Consider the following 16563-nt stretch of genomic DNA (forward strand, 5'->3'; position numbering starts at 1 on the left):
CACCCGATGCAGGGCCGGGTGCTGATCTGCGCCGGGTCCGATTCCGGTGGCGGCGCGGGCATCCAGGCCGATATCAAGGCGGTCACCTGTCTCGGCGGTTTTGCCATGACGGCGATCACCGCTCTGACCGCGCAGAACACCGAAGGCGTTCACGACGTTTACGATGTGCATGAGGAATTCATCGCCAAGCAGATAGAGCTCGTGCTGAAGGACCTTGGCGCGGACTGTATCAAGACGGGCATGCTGCACTCGATCCCGGTGATCGAGACCGTGCACAAGGCGCTGGAAGAACAGGCACCGGATATCCCGCTTGTGGTCGATCCTGTCATGGTGGCCAAGGGCGGACATCCATTGCTGGAACCCCAGGCGCTGAACGCGATGAAGCATCGGATGGTGGCGCGGGCAACCATCCTGACCCCGAACATTCCGGAGGCGGAGTTGCTGACGGCAAAGAAGATCGCGAACCGTGACGACATGCTCCGGGTCGGCGAAACCCTTCTCAAACTTGGCCCGAAGTACGTTCTGATGAAGGGCGGGCATATGGATGGCGACGAGTTGGTCGATATTCTGGTTTCCGCAGATGCGAAGCCTGTCGAGTTCCGGAGCGCGCGAATCGATACCGTTCATACCCATGGCACGGGCTGCACTACGGCCTCGGCGATCGCCGCTGGCATTGCACAGGGGCTTTCCGTCGAGGATGCCGTCAGCCGGGCGCGGGATTATGTGCGCATGGCGATCCTGACCGCGCCGGGCTATGGCCACGGCCACGGGCCGCTGAACCATGCCCATACGCTTCGCCCGGAAGTCTGAAGCGCGCTTGAGTTTTGCCCGTGCGCTGCCTAGACTCGTCGCTAGGCACGCCCGAGCCTCCCCCCTCCGCAGGGAAAGCATCCGACATGTTGGGCTTTGAGCTTTTCGAACCCACTGTTCGGGCATGCGCATAAGGAGGGATTGCGACAGACGCTCGCATCAGGAGGTTCCCGATGAGGTTCTCTCATCCTGTTTTCCGTCTCAAACGCCAGGCCCGTCTGCTGTCCCGCGAGGCTGGCATTCCGCTCAACAAGGCGCTCGACCGTATCGCGGCCAGCGAAGGCTACAAGAGCTGGGGCCATCTGGCCGCCAATGCATCCACCGGGAGTCCGGCCGGAGAGATGCTGGCGCAGCTCGCACCCGGCGATCTCGTTCTGCTGGGTGCGCGGCCGGGTCATGGCAAGACCTTGCTCGGGCTCGAATTGCTGGCTGAAGCGGCGAAGGCCGGGCGGCACGGTTTCTTCTTCACGCTGGATTACAGCGACACGGACGTCATCGACCGTGTCCGTGCGCTCGGCATCGAGCCGGGGGAGATCTCTTCCAGCGTCACGCTGGATACGTCCGACGGCATTTGCGCGGAGCACATCATCTCCGAAATGGGCGCCGCGCCACCGCACAGCATCGCTGTGGTCGATTATCTGCAGTTGCTGGACCAGAGGCGGCGGAATCCCGAACTTGCCGAGCAGGTGGCTGCGCTGAAGGCTTTTGCGCAGACGGCCGGCCATATCGTCGTCCTGATCTCGCAGATCGACCGGGCTTACGATCCGGGAGAAAAGCCGCTGCCGGACCTGTCCGATGTCCGCCTGCCAAACCCGGTGGACCTGACCCTCTTCACCAAGAGCTGCTTTCTGCATGACGGGGAGGTTCGGCTGGACGCCGTGGCCTGACGTCAGACGGCCACGAAATCCTGTTTCTCCAGGCTATAGACGTGTTTGCCGAGAAATCCGGCCGCCGTCATCTTTTCGATCTCCTGACGCAATGTCTCGATGCGGGACGCGTATGTCGTGCTGCCGATATCGAGCAGGGCGTTCAGGGGGTCGGAAGCCTTGAGAGCGTCTTCGATCACGCTGCTTTTGGCGCGTCCCTGATGGCGGATATCGGCGACTACGATACAGACGGAATCCTTCGCTCCGTCGAGATTGTAACGCTGGGCATAGCTCGCATATTTCTGCCGCTGCTGCTCGATGGTGAAAGAAACCTGGGTTTTGCGATGCTCTGGATTGTTCTCCGCCCAGTGCACGAACTTCGCTGCGACCTCGGCCTCCTGCTGGCCGACGGCATCGGGGTCCGGGTTGAGATAATTCATCAGGCCCTGGCTGCTGGCGTCGTTTTCGAGCTGGACACTGCCGCCGGGTGTTTTCTGGAAGATGTGGCCGTTTTGCAGGATCAGGTCGGGGAAATAGAATTGTGCGTCTTTGAGCAACAGGAACCGGCGTAGCAGCAGGACGAAGTTTTCATCGGGCTCGTGAGCGGCATCCTGCATGAAGCCGAAGGTGAAGGCGGCACGGTCATAGGTGTTGAGGCAGTGGAAGCTGCCCTTGCTCTCGCACATCACTGTCGGGGCGATAAGATCGGCCCAGATCCCGAAGTTTTCCCGGTAGGCCTCAGGCGTGTAGATGTCGGTGCCGGGGGTGGTGTTCATCAGGCCCCGGAGGCTCTGGAAGCGGACGTCGCTGCCGACAAAGAATGTGGGCCCGTCATTGATCTGCGCCGAATAGCGCTGTCCGTCGGTACTGATGGATACGGTCGCCGGCTCGGTAATCTGCTGCTCCGGGCCGGAAACGGCCGTTTTGGCGGAGACCCGTTCGGTCGGGCTGTTGGCGAATGGCATGGCAAGCAGGGTGCGCCCCGCATATTCCGGCGCGATGGCGACATCGAGTGCCGGGCCGGCGGCCATGGAACGGGAGACGCGGACACCGTCGCACTGGACCTCCCAGTTGATCCGCGCCAGATCCGCCGGTTCGGGGTTGGGCTGGTTGAACGCTGACGCCTCATAATGGGCAACAGAGCCGACTTCCGCGGTTTCCGGTCCGTCTACGGCTGTGACGAGCAGCATGGCAGCCTCCAAGATTTCCTAGAAGGGAGAATTACTAGCGCAATTGCAACCCTGCGACGAATGTGGCCGGCTTTCGATTGTCGATTTTTCGTCGTGCTGCCGATACTTGATGTCGCCCGGGGTATGGAGTTCAGACGCGTCCCGCGTAAGTGTTGTGATAGCAAAAAGAATTCAAGCGCTTTTCTTGTGGAGGCGGCATGGCCGAGGAAGACGATATCGTTCTGTCCGAACTGGACGATGAAGAACTCGTGCAGCAGATGCACGACGATCTCTATGACGGTCTGAAAGACGAGGTCGAAGAGGGCGTCAACATCCTGCTGGGGCGCGGCTGGACACCTTACAAGGTTCTGACCGAAGCCCTGGTCGAGGGCATGCGCATCGTCGGTATCGATTTCCGCGACGGCATCCTGTTCGTGCCGGAAGTGCTGATGGCCGCCAACTCCATGAAGGCCGGGATGGTTATCCTGCGCCCGCTGCTCGCCGAGACCGGTGCGCCGCGCATGGGCAAGATGGTGATCGGCACGGTGAAGGGCGATATCCACGATATCGGCAAGAACCTCGTCTCCATGATGATGGAGGGCGCGGGCTATGAGGTGATCGATATCGGGATCAACAACCCGGTCGAGAATTATCTGGCTGCGATCGAGGAGCACAAGCCGGACATTCTCGGAATGTCGGCTCTGCTGACCACGACCATGCCTTACATGAAGGTCGTCATCGACACGATGAAGGAAAAGGGTATCCGCGACGATTACATCGTCCTGGTCGGCGGCGCGCCGCTGAACGAGGCCTTTGCCGAGAGTGTCGGCGCCGATGCCTATTGCCGCGATGCCGCCGTTGCGGTCGAGACCGCGAAGAAGATGATCGCCGAGCGGGAACGCTCCAACTCGGCGGCCATGGGCGTCGAGTGAGCGGGGGCGGCGATGGCCGCCTCGACAAGTCCTGAGAGACCGCGGGCGCTTGTGGTTGCCTGCGGTGCTCTTGGCCGGGAACTGGTCGCTCTGAAAGAGAGCACCGGCTGGGACGCGCTCGATATCACCTGCCTGCCGGCCATCTGGCACAATCATCCGGAAAAGATCGCTCCCGGTTTGCGGCGCAAGCTCCAAGCGGCGCATGGCTATGAGAGGGTTTTCGTCGCCTATGGCGATTGCGGAACCGGCGGAGAGGTCGATCAAGTGATCGAGGAGTTTGGCGTCGAGCGCATCGCCGGGCCGCACTGCTACCAGTTCTTCATGGGCACGGACGCGTTTACGGCACTGACCAACGAAGATCCTGCCTGCTTTTTCCTGACCGATTACCTGGTCCGGCATTTCGACCGGCTGATCGTCAAGGGCCTCGGACTCGACCGTTTCCCGGAACTGCGCGACATGTATTTCGGCAATTACACGGCGCTGGTCTATATCGCCCAGACAGAAGACCCGCGCCTGAAGGTAAAGGCGGAGCAGGCCGCCGAGCGGCTCGGCCTCGCCTTCGAGTATCGCTATCGCGGCTATGGCGAGCTGCAGAGCTTCATTGAAACCGCACATCCCGTGCATGCCGGACAGTAACGGCCGGACAAACTAACGGAGAGCCGGCATGGCCCATCTCATCATCGTCTATTGGCGCGACATCCCGGCCCAGGTCATCGCCGAACGCGGCCGGGGCCGCAAGCGCGAGCAGGCGAAGGTCGAGCTGCCCGTGCGCTTTATCCACGCCATCGACATGGCGGCCATGAGGGACGGCTCGGAAGACGAGGGCGCTTATCTTGAGGGCTGGCGCCGGGCCGATCCGGTGGAGTGCGGGGACGATCTCGAAGCAGAGGCGCAGGCGGCGGCTGAGGCGCTTGAGAGGGAATATGACGGCGCGAAGCTGAAAGCGTTGATCGCGAATGGCGGCAACGCCTGAGTGCGGTGTTTCAGCCGTCCAGCCAGTCTGGAGAATGGGCTAGCAGGTCGTGCCGGATCGGCGGGTGGTCCGCTGCCATCGGGTCGAGGCGCAGCCGGGTCAGGCGGAGGAAGCTGAACCTCCAGATGCCGTCCGCCCGGAGATATTCCTCTTCATAGTGACCGTAGCCGCGGTACCCGCGTCCGCCTGGAAACTCTTTCAAAGGAATACCGGGGCCGAGTTCGACGAGGTCCATCATCGCCCAGATGCCGCGCGCCCGGTCCGGGCCGTAGAAGGTGATTTCCGGATTGTGCACATGGTGGACCGAGACGGCATCTTTCATGCGCGTGGAAATGCCCGCGACGAAGGCACGCTCGTCGGACCCGGTCGGCGCGGAGCCGAACCCCTCGAACACGGTTCCGGAGACGAACAGCCCCGCGAGCCGCTCCCACTGCTTGGTGTCGATATAGCGGCAATATTGCGCCTTCAGCCGCTTGATCGCCTCAATGTCGGCGAAGCGGGCGCGATCCGCATCGGTCATGCATTCCTCCCGTTTGTCAGTCTTTCACCGGATCAGGGGATCAGGCGCGCCGTCCGATAGCTGTCGAACAGGTCGGTGAACATCTGGTCCGACTTGATCACATCATGGAAGCCTGCGAGCCGTGCCTTGGTCGTATCAGCGATGATGTCGTAAGTCGGCGCGAAGACGTAATCGCCATAGTCCCACAGGGCGATGTCGCTGTAGGGCGTTGGGACGAGATCGTGCTTGGCGACGATGCGGTCCCAGACCGGGGCATGTTCCGGCATGGTCTCGGCCAGGGAAATGCCAAGCGGCGGGCCGACTTCAAGGCCGAAATAGGCGGCGAACCGCGGCCATAAAGTGCTCCAGCGGAAGATGTCGCCGTTGGTGATGTTGAAGGCCTGGTTGGCGGCGGCGGGTGTGCCAGCCATCCAGACGGCTGCGCGGGCGATGTGGTGGGCATGCGCGCACTCGGCGAGGCAGTCGTAAGCCGTCTCCGTTCCCGGAAAACTGAAAGGGCGGCCGAGTTCCCGCATGATCTCGGCATAGGCGGCGATCACCGAGACCAGGTTGCGCGGCTTGCCGGGGGTGAAGCCGAAGACCAGCGGCGGCCGCACGACGCTCCAGCTCCACGGCACATCGAGTCCGGATATCCAGTCCTGCTGATCGTAATAGAAGTTCGGCACGCCGGGCCGGGGATCGTCTTCCTCGGCGGGTGTTTTATAGGGGCCGAGATGATTGCCGTAATATTTGGTGCCGTGCATCAGATTGACATGGCGCAAGCCCGGCGCGGCGGCAGAGATGGCGTCGACCGCGTTGACCAGCATGGCGAGATTGTCTTCAACGGACTCGTTACCGCCTTCGCCGTGCGGGGCGCGTCCGGCATAGAAGATATGCGTGATGTCGGAGAGTTCCGCTGCCTTGGCCCGGCAATCCGCCGGATCGAGCAGATCCATCGAGAGATAGGGGATCGGCAGCGGCTCGCGGGGCGGTCTGCGGCTGACACCGATAACCTTTTGGCCGTCCTCGATCAGTTGGCGGCAGATCGCGCCGCCTAGCATCCCACTCGCGCCCAGCACCACCGCCGTCATCGCCGCCATCGAAATCCCCCCACCGGTTTTCATGAACTGCACAATGGCGGGGGGCGCCTGGCAAGGCGAAATCCGCCCTGCGGGACGGCTGGGAAGTCTCGGCCGTTATTTCTCGCTCTCGACCAATCCGCGCACGAACAGTCGTTGCAGGAACACCACCACCAGCACCGGAGGTGCCATGGCGATGAGTGCGGCGGTCATGGCGAGGTTCCATTCCGGCACCGCTTCCGGCTGCGGCATCAGCTTGGCAATGCCGATCACGACCGTCGAATAGGACGGGTCGGTGGTCACCAGCAGCGGCCAGAGATACTGGTTCCAGCCATAGATAAAGAGGATGACGCAGAGCGCGGCGATGTTGGTACGCGAGAGCGGCAGCAGGATATCCAGCAGGAACCGCATTGGCCCGGCTCCGTCGATCTTCGCCGCTTCCGTCATCTCGTTCGGGATGGTCATGAAGAACTGGCGGAACAGGAAGGTGGCGGTTGCCGACGCGATCAGCGGGAAAATCAGCCCGGCATAGGAATTCAGCAGGCTGACCTTGATGTCAAAGCGCACCTTTTCGCCCGTGATCCAGGAGGCGAGATCGTCCAGCCGCAACAGCTCACCGAGCCAGAGAAACGGGGTCAGCGCGTTCGCCGCCACCTCGTAAGTCGGCACGATGCGGACCTCGATCGGCAGCATCAGCGACATGAAGATGATCCAGAAGGCGGTCATCTTGAAGCGGAAGTCGAAATAGACGATGGCGAAGGCGGAGATGATGGAGATTGCCACTTTGCCGACCGTGATGCCGATGGCCTGCACTGCCGAATTGAACAATTGCAGGCCAAGATCGGCTCGGCTCCAGGCTTCCTGGATGTTCACCAGGAACTGATCTCCGAAAAAGAGCGGCATAGGCAAGCCGTTTACCTGTTCCGGCGTCAGTGTGGCCGCGACCAGGGCGACATAGATCGGGAAGCCGGTGACCAGTATGCCGAGGATCAGGAAGACATGGGTCAGGATGTCGAGGATCGGGGTGCGTTCGGTCATCGGCTCAATCCGCGTAATGGACGCGCCGCTCAAGGAAGCGGAACTGGAAAATGGTCAGCCCCATGACGACGATCATCAGGATGATCGACTGGGCCGCAGAGGCACTGAGGTCGAGGCCGATGAAACCGTCCTGGAACACCTTGTAGACGAGGATTGTGGTAGCATCGCCGGGCCCGCCGCCGGTGGTCACGTGAATGATCCCGAAGGTGTCGAAGAAGGCGTAGACGATGTTCAGCACCACCAGGAAGAAGGTGGTCGGCGAGAGCAGCGGCAGGATGATGTCGCGCACCCGGCGCAACGGCCCGGCCCCGTCCATGGCGGCGGATTCGATGACCGCGCGCGGAATCGACTGCAGGCCGGCGAGGAAGAAGACGAAATTGTAGGCGACCTGCTTCCAGGCGGCGGCGAAGACCACCAGCACCATAGCGTCGAAGCTGCTGAGTTCCGGGTTCCAGCCCCAGTTGAAGAGCTGTTTCAGCGCGAAGGCGACGACACCGGAATGCGGGTCCAGCGTAAAGCTCCAGAGCGCACCGGCGATGGCGGGGGCCACGGCATAGGGCCAGATCAGCAGGGTCCGGTAGAAGTCGGTCGCGCGCAGCACCCGGTCGGCGAAGAGGGCGAAGAGCAAGCCGAGACCGAGCGAGAGAGCGGTGGTCGCAAGACTGAAGACGACCGTTACCCGGATGGCTTTGTGATATTCCGGCTGGGTCACCATATCGACGAAGTTCTCGAACCCGACCCACTCCGCATATCCGCCGAAAGGCGAGGAGAGGGTGAAGGCCTGGTAGAGCGCCTGTCCGGCCGGCCAGAAGAAAAACCAGACCAGGATCAGAAGCTGCGGGAAGAGCAGCAGATAGGGCAGCCAATGGCCGTCGAATGTGACCCGTCTCATGGTCTCTTATCCGGATAATTGGAAGAAGGGACCGGGGCGGCCATGGAGGCCGCCCCGGGACTTGGTGTCGGCGGTTATTCCACCAGCATCGGGTAGGTCGCCTCGGCCTGACGCGAGTTCTGCTTCTCGAACCGGCGCAGGATCTCGTCACCCCGGCGCACGGCGTTGGCGAAGGCCTGCTTCACGGTCTGCTCGTTGGCCCAGACCTTGCGCAGCTCGCTCTCGATCGCGACGTGAATGTTGTCGAAATTTCCGAGCCGCGGCACGCGGGCTGCCGGATGCGGTGTATCGCCACCGCGCAGAAGCTGGATCACGGCCAATTCTTTGGTCGGGTACTCGTTGTAGTACCCGTCGGACTTCAGCTCGTTGTAGGCCTGCTTGGTGATCGGCACGTAGCCGGTCTTCTTGTGCCAGTACTTCTGGATCTCGACCGAGGTCAGAGATTTGAAGAACTCGGTCACGCCGGCATATTCCTCGTCGGAAAAGCCTTTGAGGACGTACAGCGCGGCGCCGCCGATGGTGGTGTTCACGGGCGTGGTGCCGGCTTCATACGGCAGGTGGGCGGCGGTCCAGTTGAACTTGTTGCTCTCCATCCGGGCATGGCTGGCGGTGGAGCGGATGTGGAACAGGCAGTTGCCAGCCTGGAAGTCTTTCAGCGCCCCGCTACCCCAATCGGTTTGGGATTCCGCGCCGAACTCCGCGAGGCCCTCGTCGAGCCAGCGTTTCAGGCGGGTCATGTGGTTGAACGCCCAGCCATCCTCATTGTCGAAAACGAGACGCGCGCCAAGACCGTCCACACCGTTATTCTTGCTGGCATAGAACTGCTTCTGCTGGGCCATCGGGTTTTCCATGTCGGCCCACATGCCGGCATAGAAGGCATACCCGCAGGCCTTGCCGCCACGCGGGACCGTGACATCGGAAGCTTGCAGCTTGCGGATCTGCTCTTCCATTTCCTGATAGGTCTTCGGCAGCGCGCCGAGGCCGGCTGCGTCATGCAGATCCTTGTTCACATAGAGGATTGGGGTCGAGCTGTTGAAAGGCATCGCCAGCAGCTTGCCGTTCGGGTCGGTATAGGTGTTCACCACCGGCGCCAGATACTCGCTCTTGTCCAGCATCACGCCGTTTTTCGCCAGCAGGTCTTCCGCCGGAATGATGGCGCCCGAGAGCATCAGGGTGATCACGCCGGTCTCGTTATTCTGGAAGAAGTGCGGCTGCTCGTCCGCCCGGATGGCGGCGATGGTCTGGGTCATCAGGTGCCGGTACCGGCCCTTCCAGGTGGCGACCACTTCATACTTGTCCTGGCTTTCGTTGAAGCGCTTGACGATCTCGTCCACGCCCTCGCCGAGGCCGCCGCTCATGGCGTGCCACCAGTTGATCTTGATCTTCTCGGCGGACGCATCCGTGGCGCCGAAGGTAACGGCCGCGGCCAGCAGGCCGGCGACCCAGAATTTATTCCGCTTCATGACTCTATCTCCTTGGAATCCGAGGGCGCACAGAGCGTGTCCCAGAATGAAGATCGCAGAGCGCCGTGTATCTGTGGTTGAGGGAATTTGAAGAGCTGGAGTCCATAGCGTGTCAGTTCGGGGACTCTATGCGGCGGCGATGCTCTCTTCGGTTGCGGTTTCCTGAACCTCGGGACGATCAAGGCGGAAACCGCTGACGCGGTCGAACAAATGTGTGTGTTTCGGGGCGATGGCGAGGCCGATATCGTCGCCCATCTGCCAGTCGCCAGCGTCTTCCACCGCCACGTTGCTGACCAAGCGGCCATTGGCGGTATCGAGATGGACCAGACGGCTTGCGCCCAGCTCCTCGATCAGAACAATGCTTCCGGCGAGATGGGCACCCGTAAGCGGTACCGGGCGCAGATGCTCGGGGCGCAGGCCCAGCGTGACCTTCTCCGCGTCGCGCGCGCCTTCGAGCGGCCCGGTATTGATGACAGTTCCGTCTTTCAGAATCACTGCATGGCTATCGCCGTGTTCGCTCAGCGTACCGTGCAGGAAGTTCATCGCGGGGGAGCCGATGAAGCTGGCGACGAACCGGGTTGCCGGCCGGTTATAGACGTCGACCGGGCGGCCGACCTGCTCGACCAGCCCGCCATTCATCACCACCAGCCGGTCGGCCATGGTCATGGCCTCGACCTGATCGTGGGTGACGAAGACGCTGGTGGCACCGAGTTCGCGGTGCAGCTGCTTGATCTCGACCCGCATCTGCACCCGCAGTGTGGCGTCGAGGTTGGAGAGCGGCTCGTCGAACAGGAAGACCTTTGGCTCTCGGACGATGGCCCGCCCCATGGCGACGCGCTGGCGCTGGCCGCCGGAAAGCTGGCTCGGGCGCCGTGTCAGCATCTCGGTCAGGCCGAGAATTTCAGCGGTGTTGCCGACCCGCTCCTTGATCTCCGGCTTTGGCAGCTTCGCCAGCTTCAGGGAATAGGCCATGTTGTCGAACACGGTCATGTGCGGGTAGAGCGCGTAGTTCTGGAACACCATGGCGACATCGCGCTGGCGTGGCGCCAGCTCATTGACCACGGTTCCGGCAATATCTATCTCGCCGCCGGTGATGCTTTCCAGCCCGGCGATCATCCTGAGCAGTGTGGACTTGCCGCAGCCCGACGGGCCGACAATGACGACGAACTCTCCCGGCTCAAACCGGGCGTCTAGCCCGTGTACCACCTGCGTCTCGCCGTAAGATTTGCGGACCTGCCGAAGTTCGATCGTCGCCATGAGCTGACCCTCATCCCGGTTGCGTAGCGGAATTGAGGGTAAGCGTGCCAGCGGATCAGAACCGCGACTCCATCATATCAATTCGGTGAATAAATGATTGCGGTTCTGATTTTCCCGCATTTTCAATGGGTCAATGGCGATCGCGCAGGCAGGTTCAGCCCATGCGTTCCCCGGCGCGGACCGGCTCCGGCAGGCGGTTTTCCGGCGGGGCAAGGGGGCAGACCCAGTCCGGCGAGTGATAGCAGGACGGGTGATAGGCGAAGTTGAAATCAAGGATCAGCTTGCCGTCCGGCGTCTGGCCGAGATCGGCGCTCTTGATGCTGTCCAGCAGGTAGCGGCCGCCGCCGTAAGTCTCTTTCCCGCTGGTGGCGTCGGTGAAGGGCAGGAAGGTGCCGCCTCCATAGCCCTCGATCCAGTAGACGGTCAGCTCGCGGCCCAGCTTCGAGGCAAGACCGCGGGTGCGCGCGGCGGGGTGTAGGGAGATGTGCCCGTCATTGCCGATTTCACCTGCCAGCACGTCTTCGTTTGCCGGGGCGTCCAGCGCGACCTCGAAACGCATTTCGGGATCGTAATCAAATAGTGGGATCGCGCCGTAGTCCGCCCGGCGGTCTTCGCTAATGGGGGATTGCTCATGCTCGCAGAACAATGCATCGCGCGTGTCGCGCCAGAGCGCCCAGGCGGTCTCCGGATCGTCGGCCCGGCGGATATCGGTATAAAGCTCGGCAACCCGGCGGCGCCAGTCGGCAAGCGAAACGGTGTTCATCACGGTCCCCCAAACATAGTCCAGAGTGACATGGCGCATCTTTCCTGTAAGCGCATCTCACGGGCGCGTGAGGTCGATTGGCTGCTGTATGCGGCATGCCTTGACCGCTTGTGCCGAGGCGCCGAAGCTGCACTTCGAAAAAAAATCGAACCGGAGGAACCCCATGACCTGGATCGCGACCGTGCCCTATGCAGAGGCAACAGGCCGGCTGAAGACGCTCTATGACCGGGTCAAGGGACCGGACGACAATGTCGACAACATCATGATGGCTCACAGCCTGCGCCCCCATTCCATGGAAGGACACATGCACCTCTACAAGTACGTCCTGCACCACACAGGCAACAAGGTGCCGAAATGGATGCTGGAGGCACTGGGCGTTTATGTCAGCCAGATCAATCAGTGCGGCTACTGCGTTGAACACCATTTCCAGGGCATGAAGCGTCTGCTGGCCGACGATGCCCGCGCCGATGCTATCCGGGCGGCTTTCGAGGCCGACGCGCCGGAGCAGGCCTTCGACGGCGCCGAGCTGGAAATGTGCCGCTATGCCGAAAAACTGACCCGCGATCCCGCCATGGTGAACGAGGCCGAAATCGAGGCCCTGCGCGCGGCCGGTCTGGATGACGGGCGTATTCTGGAGGTGAACCAGGTTGTCAGTTACTTTTGTTACGCAAACAGAACGGTTCTGGGGCTGGGGATCAGCACGGCCGGGGACATCATCGGCCTTTCACCGAACGAGTCGGACGATCCGGATAACTGGTCGCATACGTGAGACGTTTCGGGGTTCCGGTAAAGCTTCATCATTACATTCAGAAATTCTGATTTAATTTTTATATTAATGGTTGATTAATTCCGGTCTTTTAAATTCCCGCTCATGCGGCGGAATTTTTATGGAATGAAGCAATGTTTCGGAAGCTCCAGGTAAAGACCAAGCTCGCGCTGCTGGTTGCAGCGGGTTTGTTGATCGCAATTGCGATTGCCACTGTGTCCGGCCTCTACAATTCTCTTGAGCTGACGAATACGGCACTGAAGAACCGGCTGACGGCCAACACGACGACACTGACCCAGGAAATCGAGCAGGAAGGGCTGCGGGCCCTTTCGATGGCGCGTCTGATCGCGTTGCAATCGAACGTGATCGAGGCAATGCGCGCTGGCGACCGAGAAAAGCTCTCTGGGATCTTCGTTCCGGGGTTCAAGGAACTGAAGGCAGACTATGGCGTTCGCCAGTTCCAGTTTCATCTGCCGCCAGCGACGTCTTTCCTGCGGGTTCACAAGCCGGAAAAATTCGGCGATGACCTCTCCGGCTTCCGAAACACGGTACTGAAGGTCAATAACGAGAAGGTTTCGACCAAGGGACTTGAGGTCGGGGTCGCCGGCCTCGGCATGCGCGGAGTCGCGCCGATTGCGGACGCCGAGGGCCATATCGGCTCCGTTGAGTTCGGCCTCTCCTTCGGACAAAGCTTCTTCGACGCGTTTCGGGAGAAGCATGAGGCGCACGCAGCACTTTTCGTCTCTCGGGAGAGCGGATTGGAACCGCTGGCCTCGACCTTTCCTGAAGGCGTTGTGATCGACCCTGCGTTGCTGCAGGAGGGGCTTCAGGGGGAAGCGTTCGATTTGAACGTCAAGGCCGAGGGTCATTCCTACGCACTGGCTGCGAAGCCGGTGACAGACTTTGCCGGCACCGTCATCGGTACCGCGCTGGTGGCAGTCGACAGGGCGAGCTTCGACCGTGCCATCGATAATGCCTATATCTCGGCCGGAGTGCTTCTGGCGCTAAGTATCGTCATTCTTCTCGTTCTGCTGCTTTTCATAAGCCGTCTGATCTCGGCACCGCTACAGAACGCCATCGATGTCCTCCGTCGTCTCAGCCAGAAGGATTTCACGACGAAGATCGCCAACCTGGACCGTTCCGACGACATCGGGATCATGGCCCGCGCTATGGCCGAGTGCCGGGACGGTTTGGTCGAGGCGGAACGGCTGAAAGAAGAGGAAGAGGCGAACAAGGCCCGCGCCGAGGAGGAGCGGCGCCGGGCGGTGCTCGCGCTGGCCCAGAAGTTTGAGGATCAGGTGAAGGGCATCGTTGATGCTGTGGCAGGCTCCGCCGCCGACTTCGGCACAACCGCCGACACGCTGATGAGCGTCGCGGATAACGCCTCCTCGCGGGCCAGCACCGTCGAGAGCGCAGCGCGGGAGAGTGAGAGCAGCGTGCAGACCGTGTCGGCAGCCGCCGAGGAACTCGCGGCCTCAATCCGCGAGATTACCGAGCAGTTGCAGAATACCAGCCGGATGTCCCGGGACGGCGCCCAGCGGGCGGAGGAGACCTCCAGTAAGGTCCGAGAACTCTCGGAGGCTGCGGACAAGATCGGCGAGGTCGTCGGGCTGATCACCGATATTGCCGAGCAGACCAATCTGCTGGCACTCAACGCTACCATCGAGGCGGCGCGCGCAGGCGAGGCGGGCAAGGGTTTCGCGGTGGTGGCCAACGAGGTCAAGTCTCTTGCTTCCCAGACAGGCAAGGCGACGGACGAGATCGGCGGTCAGATTCAGAAAGTGCAGGAAGCGGTGCGCAGCACCGTCGAGGCGATCGAGGCGCTGGCCGGCACCGTGAACGATATCGACCAGGTCGCCGGGACCATCGCCGCCGCCGCGGAGGAGCAGTCGGCCGCGACGAACGAAATCGCGCGCAGTGTCGAATCCACTTCGGCAAATGTGCAGGATGTCACCGTCAATATCGGCGAGGTCGTCTCCGCCTCCGCCGAAACCCGCTCGGTCTCCGTCGGGGTGAAGGATAAGGCGAACCATCTCGGCGGGCAGGCGGGAGAGCTAACCCAGGCGGTCAACGGCTTCCTCGCGGAAGTGCGCGCCGGCTAGGACGTCCTCAGGAGCCGCACCAGCGCGGGGCCCATTTCCGCCGCTGAACGGCAGAGCAGGGCGCCTGCTTCTTCAAGCTCCGCACCGACATCGACCGGCAGGCTGGAGTTCGACGCCTCCGGGATCTGGTTCAGCCGCCCGCCCATGAGTACCGGGATATCGAGGCCCTGTTCCGACAGGGCCTCTTTCAGTGTCTGATAATAGCCCAGCGCGACGCCGTTATAGGTACTGATGGCGATGGCGTCAGGCCGGGTTTGCGCTGCGCGGGCGGCGAGCACCTCCGGGTCAGTCGAGACGCCGCCGTCGAGCGCGGTGAGGCCGAGCTGGCGGACCAGCTCTTCCACCACCATCTTGCCGTGCTCATGCACGTCTCCCGCTGCGACCATCACTTTCAGGCCGCTGCCAGATAGCGTTGTGGGCACGTCGTCAGGCATCTCCGCCAGCGCCGCCTCGGCCATCTCCGCAATCTCCGACACGATAGTCGCGGGCACCAGCGGCGCGCGGCCGCCGATAATGTCGGGATCGGGCGTGCCGGGTCCGAAGGCGGCTTCCAGTGTGCGGGCGCCGATACGGCGGAGGGCCAGCAGCAGCTCGAACACATCGCTTGTATCGATGCCGACCTCAGCCAACCCTTTCAGCACGGCTTTCTCGAAGACCCGTCCGCCGTCCAGTATTTTGACGGCAATGGCGCCTGCTTCCTCTTCCCCTACAAGCGGAAGCCAGTCCAGCGCATGTTCCTTCAGCCGTCCGGCATGAAGCTGAGCCTCGATCACCTCGTCGATTTCCGGAATGCGCTCGTTCTCGGTTACGGGCACCGGGTTGATGGCGTGGCCTGTGGGCCGGGTCGCCTGGCCGAGCGCGTCGACCAGCAGGTAGCTGGAGAGGCTGGCGGCATTCTCTGCCGGCGTGCCCCGGTAGCTTGTGGTGTTGCCGTAGATCATCGAGCCCGGCGCAGCGGGCCCGGAGAGAGCAAGGGCCCGCTGGAAGGCGAGGCGGGCCAGCGGATCGGAGAAATGATGGCCGTAGCAATGCACGACCGGCACCCCGGCTAGCCGCCCGATCTCGCGCTCGATCAGGATCAGGCCAAGGCAGGAGGCGAGGTCTGTCAGATGGGCGCCGAAGCCGTCATCGATGTTGGAATGCACTAGGACCGGCACAGGCTGGGCGGCGATTAGACCGAGGGCGCGCACGGTCTCTCGCGTCGCGGCGATATCGTCGTCATGGCCTGGAATGCGGAAGGTGAAATACTGGCCGAGATTGCCGATGGCGGTGCTGCCCGCCGCCAGAGCCGCCTGTGTGTTCTCCAGCGCGGCCGGAAAGCCGAGCACGAAATCGCCGAAATGCGGCGCCACCGGTGCCGCGTTGGCCAGGTCCACGAAATCCTCGACCCCGCGCAGGATCATCCCGGTGCCGCGCGTCGCTTTCTCCCGCGCGGCTTGCGGCAGGGCCATGGACCAGTCGAGGCAGAGCCCGTAGCGGTCGACATTGATCCCGCGCAGCCGGCAGGCCTCCCAGATCTCCCGATAGGCCCGGATGCTTTTCGCCGGATCGCGGTAGCCGATCTGCGCATGCTGCATGATGGCGCCCTCGGCCATCCGGCGCAGCTTGTAGTCGTGCTCCGAGGTGGTGCCGGCTTCTTTCAGGAAGGCGGAGGGGCCGACGCCCCAGTCCGCCGCCAGCTTCGCGCCGTCAGCAAGCAGGCCCGCGCCGTTCGGCAGATCTGGCTCGGGCAGGATGGTTGAGCGGTCTGGCAGCATGGGGGCGGGTACTCTGGAGGGGCCGGAGAGATCATTATGCATGGGGCGGCGGTAGGACCAAATTCTTGTGCCGGATATTCCTGCAACTCTCTCCCAACATCGTCATCCCGGGCTTGACCCGGGACCCAGGGATGGAACGCCCTGCTCGATGATCGCCTGGGTCCCGGCTCTCCGGCCGGGATGACGACCTAAGTGAG

At 62.3% G+C, this 16563-nt stretch carries 16 protein-coding genes; 7 read left to right on the forward strand and 9 right to left on the reverse strand.

The features are described from left to right. The first annotated feature begins 6 nt into the window (after positions 1–6). On the forward strand, positions 7–810 hold the full coding sequence (gene thiD, locus IG629_RS19625; RefSeq protein ID WP_193173640.1) for a bifunctional hydroxymethylpyrimidine kinase/phosphomethylpyrimidine kinase: 804 nt from the start codon (positions 7–9) through the stop codon (positions 808–810). Between the two features lie 173 nt (positions 811–983). Next, on the forward strand, positions 984–1697 hold the full coding sequence (locus IG629_RS19630) for a DNA helicase (protein WP_193173606.1): 714 nt from the start codon (positions 984–986) through the stop codon (positions 1695–1697). A gap of 2 nt (positions 1698–1699) precedes the next feature. Here IG629_RS19630 and IG629_RS19635 read toward each other — a convergent pair whose 3' ends face one another. Then, positions 1700–2866: a hypothetical protein gene (locus tag IG629_RS19635; protein WP_193173607.1), complete on the reverse strand. Its 1167-nt coding sequence runs from the start codon at positions 2864–2866 to the stop codon at positions 1700–1702. A 197-nt stretch (positions 2867–3063) separates the two neighbouring features. Between IG629_RS19635 and IG629_RS19640 the strand changes: the two genes are divergently transcribed. The 3 genes from IG629_RS19640 to IG629_RS19650 are packed head-to-tail and all read left to right on the forward strand — an operon-like array spanning position 3064 to position 4750. Then, positions 3064–3777: a corrinoid protein gene (locus IG629_RS19640; protein WP_193173608.1), complete on the forward strand. Its 714-nt coding sequence runs from the start codon at positions 3064–3066 to the stop codon at positions 3775–3777. Positions 3778–3789: 12 nt separating this feature from the next. After that, a complete protein-coding gene (locus IG629_RS19645) occupies positions 3790–4413 on the forward strand; it encodes a DUF1638 domain-containing protein (RefSeq protein ID WP_193173609.1) in 624 nt (207 codons plus the stop codon). Between the two features lie 28 nt (positions 4414–4441). Continuing rightward, entirely contained in the window at positions 4442–4750 is a 309-nt protein-coding gene (locus IG629_RS19650) for a virulence factor (RefSeq protein WP_193173610.1), read from the forward strand. Positions 4751–4760: 10 nt separating this feature from the next. Here IG629_RS19650 and IG629_RS19655 read toward each other — a convergent pair whose 3' ends face one another. From IG629_RS19655 to IG629_RS19685, 7 genes are all read right to left on the reverse strand, one after another. Next, on the reverse strand, positions 4761–5270 hold the full coding sequence (locus IG629_RS19655) for a nuclear transport factor 2 family protein (RefSeq protein ID WP_193173611.1): 510 nt from the start codon (positions 5268–5270) through the stop codon (positions 4761–4763). A gap of 32 nt (positions 5271–5302) precedes the next feature. Beyond that, positions 5303–6349: an SDR family oxidoreductase gene (locus IG629_RS19660; protein WP_226886951.1), complete on the reverse strand. Its 1047-nt coding sequence runs from the start codon at positions 6347–6349 to the stop codon at positions 5303–5305. Between the two features lie 96 nt (positions 6350–6445). Beyond that, on the reverse strand, positions 6446–7366 hold the full coding sequence (locus tag IG629_RS19665) for an ABC transporter permease subunit (protein WP_193173612.1): 921 nt from the start codon (positions 7364–7366) through the stop codon (positions 6446–6448). Between the two features lie 4 nt (positions 7367–7370). Continuing rightward, entirely contained in the window at positions 7371–8258 is an 888-nt protein-coding gene (gene ugpA, locus IG629_RS19670) for a sn-glycerol-3-phosphate ABC transporter permease UgpA (RefSeq protein ID WP_193173613.1), read from the reverse strand. Positions 8259–8332: 74 nt separating this feature from the next. Then, entirely contained in the window at positions 8333–9721 is a 1389-nt protein-coding gene (locus IG629_RS19675; RefSeq protein WP_193173614.1) for an extracellular solute-binding protein, read from the reverse strand. 126 nt (positions 9722–9847) lie between these two features. Continuing rightward, the gene (locus tag IG629_RS19680) at positions 9848–10978 is read right to left on the reverse strand and encodes an ABC transporter ATP-binding protein (RefSeq protein WP_193173615.1); all 1131 of its coding nucleotides are present in this window, start codon (positions 10976–10978) and stop codon (positions 9848–9850) included. Between the two features lie 154 nt (positions 10979–11132). After that, positions 11133–11741, reverse strand: coding sequence for a DUF1684 domain-containing protein (locus tag IG629_RS19685; RefSeq protein ID WP_193173616.1), 609 nt, complete (start codon positions 11739–11741; stop codon positions 11133–11135). A 163-nt stretch (positions 11742–11904) separates the two neighbouring features. On the opposite strand from IG629_RS19685, the gene IG629_RS19690 reads away from it, so the two are divergent. Continuing rightward, positions 11905–12510: a carboxymuconolactone decarboxylase family protein gene (locus IG629_RS19690; protein ID WP_193173617.1), complete on the forward strand. Its 606-nt coding sequence runs from the start codon at positions 11905–11907 to the stop codon at positions 12508–12510. A 131-nt stretch (positions 12511–12641) separates the two neighbouring features. Next, positions 12642–14609 carry a methyl-accepting chemotaxis protein gene (locus IG629_RS19695; protein ID WP_193173618.1) on the forward strand — a complete coding sequence of 656 codons (1968 nt, stop codon included), beginning with the start codon at positions 12642–12644 and terminating at the stop codon, positions 14607–14609. Here the strand turns inward: IG629_RS19695 and IG629_RS19700 are convergent. Further along, positions 14606–16366 carry a cobalamin-dependent protein gene (locus IG629_RS19700; RefSeq protein ID WP_193173619.1) on the reverse strand — a complete coding sequence of 587 codons (1761 nt, stop codon included), beginning with the start codon at positions 16364–16366 and terminating at the stop codon, positions 14606–14608. The two genes, IG629_RS19695 and IG629_RS19700, sit on opposite strands and share 4 nt — an antisense overlap. Between the last annotated feature and the right edge of the window lie 197 nt (positions 16367–16563).

Origin of the sequence: Nisaea nitritireducens (assembly GCF_014904795.1) — a bacterium.
Lineage (GTDB): Bacteria > Pseudomonadota > Alphaproteobacteria > Thalassobaculales > Thalassobaculaceae > Nisaea > Nisaea nitritireducens.